The following is a 13,450-nucleotide window of genomic DNA, read 5'->3' on the forward strand; positions in this document are numbered from 1 at the left end:
TATTATCTCCCACTGTTAAAACGATCTTGCGAAAAGCGGTCGTTGCCACTGTTCACGGTGCTATTTCGTGACTGGCCTAATGACTGACGCAATTGATTAATGTCGTTTCTGCTTGGCAGAGTAACCGCTGAAGACGACTGAGATTGCTGCATGATCTTATCTAGTGGTAAATACATCATGTTATTGCCACCTTTTACATCCACAATGACTTTAGAACTGCGTCCTAAAATTTCTTCCATTGTTTCAATGTACAGACGCTCACGAGTCACTTCTTTCGCTGCTGCATATTCAGGTAGTAGCTTTTCAAATCGTGCTACTTCACCCTGTGCTTCAAGCATGATGCGCTCTTTATATGCTTCAGCTTCTTGCGTCATACGCGTAACTTGACCACGCGCACGCGGCTCAATTTCTCTCGCGTATGCTTCTGCTTCACGAATGAAACGCTCTTCATCTTCTTGCGCCGCAATTGCATCATCAAATGCATCTTTTACTTCTGCTGGCGGTCTTGAGTCTTTGAAGTTGACATCCGTCACAATCAAACCAAGATTGTATGGTTCAATGATTTTATTCAGCTCATCCCAAGTACGTTGACGAACTTGTTCACGACCAGTTGTTAAAACTTGGTCCATTCTAGAGTGACCAACTACATAACGCAGTGCACTGTCTAGCGCCTGTTGTAAGCTGTGATCGGCATCTGTCACGCTGAAACGGTATAGAGTAGGATCAACAACTCGATACTGAACTTCAAACTCAACGCTCACAACGTTTTCATCTTCAGTCAGCATGAAACCAGAGGCAGACAAAGAACGTACCGCTTCGATGTCGATAGGAATAACACGTTCAACGAAGGTCATTTTCCAACGTAAGCCTGGCTCAGCAATTCGGTCAAATTTACCAAACTGAAGTACGATACCTCGTTCAGCTTCTTTTACGGTATAAATACCACTTAACGCCCATACAATTAGCGCAATAATGAAAATAAAGGTGACTCCTGCACCGCCAAGTCCGCCTTTGTTATTACCTGGCTTACCACCAAATATACCGCCAAACTTATTGTTGAACTTACGGAATACCTCGTCCAGATCAGGTGGCCCTTGATCTCGCCCACCACGGTTTTTCCATGGGTCGTTATCATTGCCATTATTACCCGGTTCGTTCCAGGCCATAGCTATACTCCATTGTTATAAAATGAATTAAATTTAATCTATCAAAATTCACCACATTCTAATAGAGAATTGGGGTGAATTCGTAATTTTTTCAACTTTGAGCGATAAACTGCTCAATTTCTGGCCCTTGCTCTTTTTTAAGACGCTCCCAATCAGCTTGAGGGAGGCGAACATCTAACAGCCAGTTACCTTGCTCATCGTAGCTTTCATGATTAACCGCATTCAGGTTAAATAGCGCACCGCGCAGTTTGCCAAAAGCTGGAGGCAATATCAGGCGATTACTAAACATTTTTTTTGCCAGTAACTCCGATATTGCTTGAGACAGTAACTCTATGCCTTGATTGGCTTGAGCGGAAAGCCAAACTCTAATCGGCATGCCATCTTCATCTCTATCAATTTTTGGTTGGATCTCTTCTACTAAATCAATTTTGTTATATACCAGCAGCTGCGGAATTTCATCCGCTTCAATCTCTTCTAGAACCGATTGTACCTGTTCTATATTCTCTTTTCTTCTATGATCGGCCACATCAACAACGTGCAGTTGCAAGTCCGCTTCTCTTGTTTCTGTCAACGTCGCTTTAAATGCTGCTACGAGGTCATGTGGCAAGTGCCGAATAAACCCAACCGTATCTGCAAGTATTACGGCACCAACATCCTCAATTTCTAGTTTTCGCAATGTCGGGTCAAGAGTTGCAAACAATTGGTCAGCGGCGTAGACGTCAGAGTTTGTAATTCGGTTGAAAAGCGTAGATTTACCAGCGTTGGTATAACCCACCAATGATACTGTGGGGATCTCATTTCGGCTTCTCGCTCTACGCCCTTGCTCACGCACGACCGAGACTTTATCTAAACGCTTGCGAATACTCTTAATTCTATCTCTAAGTAAACGGCGATCCGTCTCTAGCTGAGTTTCACCTGGCCCTCGTAAACCTATCCCACCTTTTTGTCTCTCTAGGTGAGTCCAACCTCTTATCAATCGAGTTGAAATGTGTCTCAACTGCGCAAGCTCAACTTGCAATTTACCTTCATGCGTGCGAGCACGCTGCGCAAATATATCTAAAATAAGTGTAGTTCGGTCCAAAACACGACAACGGCAGACACGCTCTAAGTTACGTTCTTGAGAAGGACTGAGTTGGTGATTAAATATAATGACGTCTGCTTTATAAGTTCTGACAATCTCGGCAATCTCTTCCGCTTTACCCGTTCCGACAAACAGTTTGGGGTGAGGTGCCTGACGGCTGCCTTGCACAACCGCCACACTACTAACACCAGCAGAAGATACTAGCATTTCCAATTCTTGCAGATCCTCACGATCTCCTTCATTAGGAAATTCTATGTGCACTAAGACTGCCTGTTCGCCGGCTTCATAACGGTCAAACAAGCAATATGCTCCTAATATCTATTAAAAATTACCATCTTCGTTTTGTTCTGCACCTTCATTTCCCTGTGTATTTTGGAAATTGACAGCTCTTGCAGGAACAACTGTTGAGATGGCATGTTTGTATACCATTTGATTCACGGTATTTTCTAGTAAAATCACGAATTGGTCAAAAGACTGAATTTTACCTTGTAATTTGATGCCGTTAACTAAAAAAATTGAAACTGGAATGCGCTCACGACGCAAGACATTCAAAAATGGGTCTTGTAACGATTGGCCTTTTGCCATTTTCTTATCCTTCGTTCTAGGTGTTATTATGTTGAGTTAGTTGAAAAAATATCAACAAAATATTGGTTCAACTACTATTAGCTTAGCGAACTTAAAATTCGTTGCAAGTTTTCTTGCTCTCCGGTTTCTAACCAAGTTACCTCAGGCCAACTCCGAAGCCAAGTCAACTGTCGCTTTGCTAGTTGTCTGGTTGCGGCGATACCTCTGAAAACCATTTCATCATAGTCATATTCACCGGCTAAATAATCCCACATTTGCCTATATCCGACGCATCGAATAGAAGGCAGGTCTGGGTGTAAATCCTTTCGATTATATAAGGCCAAAACTTCGTTTTTAAACCCTTGTTCTAGCATTATTTTAAATCTTTTCTCAATTCGCTCATGCAGCATTTTACGATCACTGGGGGCGATAGCAAATTGATAAAAGTCGTAAGGCAATGGAGGTTGTTTCTCCTTTTGCAATAAAGACATCGGTTTTCCAGTTATACGATAGACCTCAAGTGCGCGATTTATCCTTTGTGAATCATTTTCACTGATTTTTTGCGCAGCCTGTGGATCTACTTCCATTAACTGGGCATGTAGTGCTGGCCATCCTACCTGATCGGCCTGCTGCTCAAGTTCTTTTCGCACGCTAGCAGAAGCTTCAGGTAATGGCGATAAGCCATCTATTAAGCCCTTAAAATACATCATTGTGCCGCCTACAAGCACAGGGATTTTACCTTGAGAATGAAGGCGATCAATACATGCTATCGCATCTTTTCGAAAATCCGCCACAGAATAACTCTCTCGGGGATCTATCAAATCGATTAAGTGGTGCGGGGCTTGTGCTAGCTCTTCCTGATCAGGTTTTGCCGTACCTATATCCATCCCTTTATATACAAGCGCAGAATCGACACTGATAATTTCGGTGTTCAACTGCCTACACAGCTCAATAGCCAGAGCGGTTTTTCCCGCTGCGGTTGGGCCCATCAGGGTGATAACTGGTTTATTCTGCAAACTAAAGACCTTTCGGTAGTAAATCTAAAAAATAATTTGGCTCTATTTTAACTGCTTTTGCAGTAATTGCTGCTCTGCTTTTCTGTTTTTTTAGCATTTTTTCGCGAACCATCTCAAAATGCTGAGACGAAAAGTAACTATCTGGTGTATGAGATAACAACCAATCTATCCAATAACTTAAATCAGACTCACAACTTTGGAGAATTTGACATGTCTCTAACAGCTGTGAAATACACTGGCCAACATCTAGGCTATACAAGCTAACGGGTAATTTCTTCACCATCACGTGCTTGTCTTTAAATAGCAATTCAAAACCTAACAAGGTTAGCCAAGAGCTTTCCTGTTGTAATAGCTGCGCTTCGTCAGCGCTTTGGTTTACCCGTACGGGCAGTAAAAGCGCTTTACCCAGCAAAGTGCCATCAGATTCAATTTGCTCCTGCCATAGCGGTTTTAAACCATACCGACCATGCGTTAACAACAACTGCTGTGACTCTTGTAACAAAATGGCACCTTGCGGGAGCGCCATCCATTGTGTTTGGACAACCGATTCGCCCCCTGACTCCAAGCTCTGATTCGAGTCCAGCTGACGCGCTTGCTGCACGACTGAGGCATTCGATTTTTCTTGGTTAAACGCTTGGTAGAGCTGGTTTACATTAACCTTCTTTTGCTGAGTCGGCGCTGAACTATAATCTCGACTAGACCCTGTAGAGCGACTAGCTGAATACGACGGTTGGCTTGTTGAGACACTTCTGGCAGTGTGTTGTTCTAATGGTCTATCAAAATTCACCGGTTCCTTTATCTGCGTATCACTTTCGCGCAGGGGCGTTCGATAATCTTGATGAATCACCTGCTGTTCCAATGGAATGGCAACTTCCAGCTGATTAGCCGATTCAACGTGCGATGGCTCAGGTGTTAACGCAGGCTCAAGAAAATTGGCATTGCAGGGCTCCACAACTTGTTTAATTGCTTGCACAATAAAATCATGTACAAGTCGCGCTTGGTGAAATCTGACTTCATGCTTTGCTGGGTGTACATTGACATCTACTTGCTTGGGATCAAGGTTCAGATAAATCACAAACCCCGGTGTTTCTTGGCTCCCTGTGGCCTCTTCAAATGCCTGACGAATCGCGTGTAGGATCAATTTATCACGCATCATTCGACCATTCACATAGGTGTATTGTGGCTGAGTATTGCTACCTAAAGGCAAGACCCATCCATAAAGCTCTAACCCCTCATAACCCGATTCAATAAAGCTTGCTTCGCGTTGGAACACCCGTCCGGCAACATGAGCGACACGTTCAATACTACGCGGGTCAGATTGCGCTCGGAACTGGCGAACCACTTTTTGATTGTGGGTCAAGGTGATCGCAACATCAAACCGGCTCAATGCAATGCGCTTAACAAGTTCATCAATATGGCTAAACTCTGTTTTCTCTGTGCGGAGAAACTTTCGTCTCGCCGGCGTATTAAAAAATAAGTCTTTTACTTCTATTGTTGTACCATCGGGATGCGCTGTAGGCTGAACCTGAACCGCCATATCTCGACCTTCAGCACAAGCTTGCCAAGCTGTGTCTTGAGATTTTGGTTTTGAACTCAGAGTCAATCTAGACACCGAACTAATCGACGCCAAAGCTTCCCCTCTAAATCCCAGAGAGGCAATTGCTTCTAAGTCATCTAGGTTTTTAAGTTTGCTGGTAGCATGGCGAGACAGTGCTAAAGCGAGCTCATCTTTGACGATGCCATGGCCGTTATCTCGAATGCGAATAAGTTTATGACCACCCCGCTCTATATCGATTTGGATTCGTGTCGCGCCAGCGTCAATGCTATTTTCAACCAACTCTTTAACCACAGAGGCAGGCCGTTCAACTACTTCGCCTGCTGCAATTTGGTTAGCCAGACGAGCTGGTAATATCTCTATAGCCATAAATTTAAGCCTTGGGTATGGTCAATACTTGACCTATATATAACGTATTGTTCTTAAGTCGATTGAGTTTCTTCAGAGCCGATACAGTCGTACCATAACGCGCAGCCAACAAACTTAAAGACTCCCCACGCTTAACTTTGTGATGACGCGGCGTCTTTTCTTTTAATCTTGCAAAAAGAGAATCATCTGGCGGATTCTGCTTGTAATACCGTTTTATAGACACAAAAACAGCATTGGCCAAGCGCTGCTGATGGTACGCCGTTTTAAGTTGTCTTTCTTCTTGTGGGTTAGAAATAAACCCAGTTTCTACTAAGATAGACGGAATATCTGGAGACTTCAAAACGCCAAAATTTGCTGCTTGGGGGCGCTTTTTGTGCAATTTTGCAACCTTTTTCAGCTCAGTTACAACCTCTTCAGCGACCTGAAAACCGGTTTTCATCGAGTGGTCCATCGACATATCCAACAAGGCTTTTGCTAAGTATTTTTCATTTTCAGTGTCTTTGATAACCCCTGCAGCTCCACCGAGCAGCTGAGATTGCTTTTCTTTATTCTCCAGCCATTTACCTATTTCTGAATTCGCCCTACGTAAGGATAAAGTCCAAACAGATGCACCTCTTGGTTGTGGACTTGAAAATGCATCTGCGTGAATAGAAACAAAGAAATCCGCGCGCCGCTTTCTCGCCTTAGCGGTTCGTGTATTTAACTTTAGAAAGTAATCTCCACCTCGTGTAAGCTCTGCTGACATACCAGGTTCTTTGTCGATGAGCTTAGCTAGACGTTTCGCGATTTGTAAGGTGATATGCTTTTCATACGTTCCTGACGGACCTATCGAGCCTGGATCTTGACCACCGTGTCCGGCATCAATTGCAATCACAATATCTCTATCACGTTTTAATTCACGCTTTTTGTTGTTTGTTTTTGATGTTGTAACTTTCTTTTGTCCATATAAGTCAACCACTAACCTATTTGAACTAGACCCAGTCGGTGCCAGTGCAAAGATCACAGGTTTAGTTGGCCTATTCAATTCAAAAACAACACGCGTGCTACTTTTCTTCTTAGGCGAACTGTAACGGATTTTGCTAATTACTCGATGACTTTTTGGAATACTAGGTAGCTTTGGCAACTTTTTTGTGTTTTCAAAATCAACCACTAACCTCAGTGGTTTTTGCAAAACAAAATAGCTGAACTCTGGTTTTTTAGATAAATCAAATACCACGCGCGTACTTTCGGCGGATGGCCTAATACGCACATTGTTGATGGCATTTTTAGCAAACGTTTCTGCTGCAAAGACCAGCAGCACTAACATTATTATTATATTTAGGTATTTACTCTGTGCACTACGCATAACTACTTATAGTTGCTAATATTTGCTTTCCTCGTTCACTGTGCGCTTCTAGAGATGCACTTCTTGCCTCTCCTTCATACGCTAAGTAAACGTCTATGTCCGGGTTTGGAATATATCCCTGCCCTTTTTCAGGCCACTCTACTATACACACAGCTTGAGTAGAAAAGTAATCTCGAATCCCCATAAACTCTAATTCTTCTGGGTCACCTAAACGATATAAATCAAAATGATATACCGACTTCGTCGCTAACTCATATGGTTCAACAAGTGTGTAAGTTGGACTTTTAACGTTACCAACATGGCCAAGACCTTGTACCAAACCTCTCGTCATTGTGGTTTTACCTGCACCCAAGTCTCCGTGCATGTAAAAAACAGCGCCCTCACAAATTGCCAACGCTAATTGCTGACCGAGCGCAATTGTTGCGTCTTCATCTGCCAGTGAAAGCTGTAAAGTACTGTTTTGGCTCATCCCATAATACCTCTAATATGGACAAATAAATCACTCGCAAGTAGTCCTAGTTGACCATCACGAGCGGCTTGTTCAGCCGCAAGACCATGAATATACACACCAAGAGTGGCCGCTTCAAACCTATTCAAGCCTTGTGCCAATAAACCCGCAATTATACCAGATAATACATCCCCCATCCCAGCACTCGCCATCGCTTCTGAGCCTGAGCGGTTAATGTTTATCCGTTTTCCATCCACAATTAAGCTCCCGGGGCCTTTCAATACGATACAAGCAGCATACTGCTTACTTAACATCTCTGCCAAATCAAAGCGTTTTTCAGTATTAATTGTGTGATCGTCTAAAAGGCGTTTGGCTTCCCCTAAGTGTGGCGTTAAAATTGCGCGATGCCAAGGAAGATGACTTTGTGCAAGTAAATTGAGCCCATCAGCGTCACATACCACAGCTCCTTTAAACTTTTTCACAGCTGAAAACATTTTTCGCGCCCAAGCATCTTGTCCTAAACCTGGTCCTATTACAACAACATCTGCTTTGGCCAACAGAGCCTCTAGTTCAGCAACCACAGAGACACCGTGCACCATTAATTCATATCGCCCTTGCAAAACACTGGCTTGATTGTCGGGATGAGTCGCGACAGAAACTAATCCCGCACCGGTTCTTAAGCAGGCTTCAGCCGCCAGTCTAATTGCGCCAGCCATCCCCTTACCACCGCCCACAAGTAATACATGCCCACACTGATTTTTATAGCTATCAGGCGCTCTTTGCGGGCGAAGAGAACGGAGGTATTTACCACCTGGGTAACAACAGTTTGTATGAGATAAGTCACCAAAGGCATCTGCGATACCAAGATCTGCAAGTAGCACTTCTCCACTATAACTTGGTGCAACCCCCGTCAACATCCCTTGTTTGAGCGCAATAAAAGTTAATGTTGTGTCAGCGTGAAAAGCTCCCTCTGTCACCTCCGATGTGGTGCCATTGACGCCACTTGGAATATCCACCGCTAACTTCCACGCCTTACTTGAGTTGTACTCTGAAAAGGCTTCTTTTACATGTGCTGGTAATTCACCACGAAAACCCGTCCCAAACACCGCATCGACAATAGCATCGTATTTTTTTTCTGAGCAAGATCTCAATGCAACGACTTTTCCACCACTGCGACCAAACAACTGATATGCCTCTGCCGCGTCACCTGTTAACAAGGTCGGCTCAAATAAAGCGCAAACAGTCACGTTAATTTGTGCATGTAAGCAGCGATTTGCCAACATGAATCCATCACCTGCATTATTACCTTTGCCAGTAAATATGAGGATATTCTTGACTGCTTTGTTACGAACCAATTCGTATAAAGCATGACCTGCTCTTTGCATTAACTCTCTGAGCGTTGTGCCAGAATTTAGCGCGGCTTGCTCCTCATGGAGCTTAACTTCTTGGGCGCAGTAAGCAATTTGTGGTAAATTATGTGTGTATTGACCTTGCAAAATAGACATTCCGTGGATAAAGCTAGACCTACTATTAACTATACTGAACTTGCAGAAAAAATTAAGTATTGGGGCAAAGAATTAGGCTTTGCTGAGGTAGGTATCAGTGATATTGACTTGAGCGAGCATGAAAACCAACTTCAAAGATGGCTCGACTTAGGGTATCACGGCGAAATGGAATATATGGCCGCACATGGCATGAAGCGTGCCCGTCCGGCAGAGTTGGTGCCTGATACAAAAAGTATTGTGTCGGTCAAAATGAACTACCTACCGCCTGATGCCAGCTTTGCTAGAGCCCTTAAAAATAGCACAACAGCATACATTAGCCGCTATGCCTTAGGACGAGATTATCACAAGGTATTGAGAAATAGGCTAAAAAAACTAGGCCAACGTATTGAACAAGAGGTTGGCCAATATGGGTTTCGCCCATTTGTTGACTCAGCGCCCGTTTTAGAGCGGCAAATTGCCGAAAAGGCAGGCCTAGGTTGGCGAGGTAAAAACAGCTTACTTATTCATAAGCAAGCTGGCTCATGGTTTTTTCTTGGTGAGTTATTTGTCGATCTCCCTTTGCCTGCAGACGACATTAAGGTAGAAGAAGGCTGTGGCAAATGTAATGCTTGTATTAGTTTGTGCCCAACAGGCGCCATTGTCGAACCTTATGTCGTCGATGCAAGACGGTGTATTTCATACCTAACCATTGAACTACAAGGCGCTATCCCCGAAGAATTTCGCCCATTACTCGGTAATAGAATTTACGGTTGCGACGACTGTCAACTCGTTTGTCCTTGGAATCGATTTGGTCAACTCACTGAAGAAGCCGACTTTCATCCCCGAAAAACAATCAAAGATAGAGAGATGCTTGAGCTATTCGCGTGGGATGAGAGTACCTTTTTAAAAAATACCGAGGGCAGCCCTATAAGGCGAATCGGGCACGAACGCTGGCTTAGAAACCTTGCCGTGGGTTTGGGTAATGCTGACTTTAATGACAACATCATACGTGCGCTTTCAGACAAGTTGCAATCAGCCTCATCATTGGTTGCAGAGCACATTCAGTGGGCAATTACACAACAAAAACAAAAACAGCAAGATGAGCGAAAAAAGGCAAGACTCATTCGTATCATTGAAAAAGGCTTACCTCGTGACGCCTAGCTTAATTATGCGTGGCGTCTTTATTCGTTAACAAACACAAGTCGTTTTCAATTTCTGAAAACGCCTCCTTAACTTGAGAAATGGCTTCTTCTCTCGCAACTGAACTTTGAATAGCCTCATCGATATGACGAAAAATAAACACTTCTTGGTCCTCATCGAGCCCCATAGTTGGGATCCGAGATTCAAATAGTTCTTGTAGCCTCTTAAATATCGCCTCGTTTTGAGAGCGATTATTGTTAAGCATGGATAACAATCCAGTAAACTTACTGTGGATTGTCTTTATCGCTCCGTTCAATTCAGACTGTTGGCTGATAAGTTGGTTCTTTGTCAAAATGGACATCAACTGCTGCTCAGTAACACTGACTATAAAGCATATGTGGTCTCGTATGCGCCCGTGTTTATCTGGATCTTCAGATGGCATATTCAAAATCAGTACGCTGAGTAATTCATAGTTAACCAGAATTCGGCTGGTAAACTCATGAAGCCGCCCTTTTGAGTGAAGAATTTCAAAAAGCTCAATTACAATTGGCGAACACATCCCTGTTGAGGCGAAATGCAACCTATCGCTGTCTACGCGCATCTCAATATTGCAACTCAAACCAAAGTTGGCCAAACAACTTATCAAGGCATCGGCGAGCTCAGACACGTCTTGAATCGCACCAACCTGCTCAACAAAATTGACAATTTGTCCCATTTCGCTGCTTGTCGCCATTGCACTAAATGCGGTAGTCGTAGCATCTTCAACTTGCTGCTCTAAAATGTCTTTTTCTAACAACATTTGCCCTAAATGCAGTAACTTTGCTTTGAGTTCACTATGTCCAAAAGGCTTAACAATGTAATCTTCGGCACCGACAGAATATCCCTCCATGCGCTCTTCTACAGACCCTCTCGCTGATACGAACATGACGATAATATGCTGCAATTTGGGGTCAGCTTTGATGGCTTTACACACCTCATAACCACTCATTTGCGGCATACTCACATCAAGTAGAATAACTTGAGGGTCAAAATCCCCGACAATTTCTAAACACTCATGCCCACTTGTCGCTGTTTGCACTTCGAAATCGAGGTCTTCAAGTATTTCTTCGATGATTTCAAGATTAAAGGGTTCGTCATCCACAGCCAAAATTCGTTGTAATGCCATCGCTAAATATCCTTTTGAGTTTTATTACTAATAGTTATAGACACTGATCCTACCTGTCGCTAGTTAGCCTTGCTTCTTGGCAGCTCAATAACAAATTCAGCTCCTCCAGAATCACTGTTTCGTGCATAAATGCACCCTTTGTGCAGCAAAATGAACTCCTTACAAATCGCAAGCCCTAACCCAGTGCCCCCTGCACCACTATTTGTTTTACTACTTTGCGCAAATTTATCAAAAATATGCTCAAGTTCATCGCTTGGAATCCCCACGCCTTGATCACAAATTGTGAGGTACAACTTGCTATCATCCGCAGACAGATAAACTTGTACTTGGCTATTATCGGGGCTGAACTTTAAGGCATTACCAAGTAAATTGCGCACCACCTGTATCATCTGATCTCGGTCGCAGTAAATCACCAGACTTTTGTCATCCGCGTGTAAATTAATGGAGATACACTTTTCCATTGCCGAACCAGACACATCTTCAATCCCCTCTTTGAGCAGCGAAACAAAGTTATTATCACTGGGGTTAAACGGAAATCTACCCGCATCTAACTTAGATAGATCAAGTAAATTGTTCAGTAGCATTAACAAGCGCTCGCCACTGGTCTCAATCCTTGAAAGATATTTATTTAACTTTTCTTTGGGGGCTTCTTGTGCCTTCAGTTTATCTAACCCAAATCGTGCAAAACTCAAAATAGAGTGCATCGGCGTCCTTAATTCATGGGACATATTCGCTAAAAATTCAGATTTACTGATATTCGCCCTCTCTGCGGCATCCTTGGCAGACTGTAACTGATAAGTCCTCGCTTGCACTTCTGCCTCTAATACTTCCTTAGCTTCTTCCAGTAGCTGTTGCTTGCGTTTTAGATGCGCAACATTTTTGAAGATAGCTGCGAGCGCTATTTCTCCATGATGATCGATTTCAATAAAGGTGCCCATTAAAGGGATCGATAATCCGTCATTTCTCGGCAACACCAATTCACAATCAAAGTGACGCGCAATTAAACTCGTTTCTATGCAATTTTGTAACGCTTCAACAGACTGCTTTTCAAATAGGTTGAAAATAGAGTGCGCTTCTAACTCTTCGGCATTCAAGCCGAATAAGTTAAGGCAAGCATCATTTGCTTCTATGACATACCCCTTCAAATTAAAGAGCATAATTGGATCGGGAGTATGCTTATAAATTACTCGCAGCAAACTATCTCGCTCGATCAGTGCATCAACGGTATCTTGCAACCTTTCTACTAATTCTTGATTGTGTCGCCTCAATAATTCGGTTTGCCACAGCTTGTGTAGTGACTGCAGCAGTGCGTTTTCATCAACAGGTTTAGTCAGCACATCTTCAACGCCTTCTCGAATAGCTTTCAGCATGTCGACTTGGCTTTCACGCGATGTCATGAGTAAACAACGACAATTGACTTGAACTTGACGTACCAGTTCAAAGATGTCCAAGCCTGTTTCCCGCTCTAGATTGAAATCACAAATAAGTAAGTCAAATAGGCTGTGCTTTATCAGCTCCTCAACCTCTTTACCACTACTTGCTGTCTTCACATCCAATTGGGCACCGCGTAAACTCACCGAGAGCTGTTTTAGTCTGCTGGGTAAATGATCAACCAGTAGTACTTTAGGCAGTAATAATTGCGCTTGTTCACCAATCTCTAAAACCCTTTCTAGTAGCCCGGTTATTTCTTTGTTGCCAAAAAAAGGGTAGATAACGATGGCATTAGATAGCACACGATTTAGTTGACTGAATGCACTTAGATGCTCTGAATTTTCGGGTTTGGGGGCTAAAAGAATAATCTTCTCATGCTGGCTGAGTAGCTCAAGGGTCTCGAAATATTCTTGTGGAATGCCATGAGCAATGGCAATGACATCAAAATTAGAAAACGCGATATCAGCATCTAATGACTCATAGTGAATATGTTCAACTTCACTGCCTAATAGCTCAAATAGTACTTTAATGCGCATCGCTAAAACACTATTACTATCTATGATCAAAACCTTATTCGACATAGCAACGTCCTGTATCCATAGTAAGATCCAGTGTAGTAGAAATAAATCAAAGCTAATAAAAATTTATTGCACCAAAGGACTCGACCAAGCTATTCATATTACGGC

At 43.1% G+C, this 13,450-nt stretch carries 11 protein-coding genes; 1 reads left to right on the top strand and 10 read right to left on the bottom strand.

The annotated features are described in order from the left end of the window. Positions 1 to 2: 2 nt before the first annotated feature. The 8 genes from hflK to N480_RS21905 all read right to left on the bottom strand — a co-directional run bounded on the left by hflK (position 3) and on the right by N480_RS21905 (position 9,049). On the bottom strand, positions 3 to 1,166 hold the full coding sequence (gene hflK, locus N480_RS21870) for an FtsH protease activity modulator HflK (protein WP_063374564.1): 1,164 nt from the start codon (positions 1,164 to 1,166) through the stop codon (positions 3 to 5). A gap of 91 nt (positions 1,167 to 1,257) precedes the next feature. Continuing rightward, complete coding sequence (hflX, locus tag N480_RS21875; protein WP_063374565.1) at positions 1,258 to 2,547, bottom strand: ribosome rescue GTPase HflX; 1,290 nt, start codon at positions 2,545 to 2,547, stop codon at positions 1,258 to 1,260. A gap of 21 nt (positions 2,548 to 2,568) precedes the next feature. After that, positions 2,569 to 2,832: an RNA chaperone Hfq gene (gene hfq / locus N480_RS21880; RefSeq protein WP_039611821.1), complete on the bottom strand. Its 264-nt coding sequence runs from the start codon at positions 2,830 to 2,832 to the stop codon at positions 2,569 to 2,571. A gap of 77 nt (positions 2,833 to 2,909) precedes the next feature. Next, positions 2,910 to 3,800 (bottom strand): tRNA (adenosine(37)-N6)-dimethylallyltransferase MiaA, encoded by an 891-nt coding sequence (miaA, locus tag N480_RS21885; RefSeq protein WP_063374856.1) that lies wholly within the window; start codon positions 3,798 to 3,800, stop codon positions 2,910 to 2,912. Between the two features lie 28 nt (positions 3,801 to 3,828). Continuing rightward, positions 3,829 to 5,751 (bottom strand): DNA mismatch repair endonuclease MutL, encoded by a 1,923-nt coding sequence (gene mutL / locus N480_RS21890; RefSeq protein ID WP_063374566.1) that lies wholly within the window; start codon positions 5,749 to 5,751, stop codon positions 3,829 to 3,831. 4 nt (positions 5,752 to 5,755) lie between these two features. Then, positions 5,756 to 7,057 (bottom strand): N-acetylmuramoyl-L-alanine amidase, encoded by a 1,302-nt coding sequence (locus N480_RS21895; RefSeq protein WP_231102302.1) that lies wholly within the window; start codon positions 7,055 to 7,057, stop codon positions 5,756 to 5,758. Between the two features lie 31 nt (positions 7,058 to 7,088). Beyond that, positions 7,089 to 7,565 carry a tRNA (adenosine(37)-N6)-threonylcarbamoyltransferase complex ATPase subunit type 1 TsaE gene (gene tsaE, locus N480_RS21900; protein WP_063374568.1) on the bottom strand — a complete coding sequence of 159 codons (477 nt, stop codon included), beginning with the start codon at positions 7,563 to 7,565 and terminating at the stop codon, positions 7,089 to 7,091. Next, a complete protein-coding gene (locus N480_RS21905; RefSeq protein WP_063374569.1) occupies positions 7,562 to 9,049 on the bottom strand; it encodes an NAD(P)H-hydrate dehydratase in 1,488 nt (495 codons plus the stop codon). Before N480_RS21905 ends, tsaE begins: the two co-directional genes overlap by 4 nt. A gap of 3 nt (positions 9,050 to 9,052) precedes the next feature. On the opposite strand from N480_RS21905, the gene queG reads away from it, so the two are divergent. Then, complete coding sequence (gene queG, locus N480_RS21910) at positions 9,053 to 10,189, top strand: tRNA epoxyqueuosine(34) reductase QueG (RefSeq protein WP_419554956.1); 1,137 nt, start codon at positions 9,053 to 9,055, stop codon at positions 10,187 to 10,189. Between the two features lies 1 nt (position 10,190). Here the strand turns inward: queG and N480_RS21915 are convergent, their stop codons facing one another. Both N480_RS21915 and N480_RS21920 read right to left on the bottom strand, forming a co-directional pair. Then, positions 10,191 to 11,333 (bottom strand): response regulator, encoded by a 1,143-nt coding sequence (locus tag N480_RS21915; RefSeq protein ID WP_063374571.1) that lies wholly within the window; start codon positions 11,331 to 11,333, stop codon positions 10,191 to 10,193. A 59-nt stretch (positions 11,334 to 11,392) separates the two neighbouring features. After that, the gene (locus tag N480_RS21920; protein ID WP_063374572.1) at positions 11,393 to 13,345 is read right to left on the bottom strand and encodes an ATP-binding protein; all 1,953 of its coding nucleotides are present in this window, start codon (positions 13,343 to 13,345) and stop codon (positions 11,393 to 11,395) included. Positions 13,346 to 13,450 lie beyond the last annotated feature (105 nt).

The sequence above is a fragment of the Pseudoalteromonas luteoviolacea S2607 genome, assembly GCF_001625575.1.
Taxonomy (GTDB): Bacteria; Pseudomonadota; Gammaproteobacteria; order Enterobacterales; family Alteromonadaceae; genus Pseudoalteromonas; species Pseudoalteromonas luteoviolacea_E.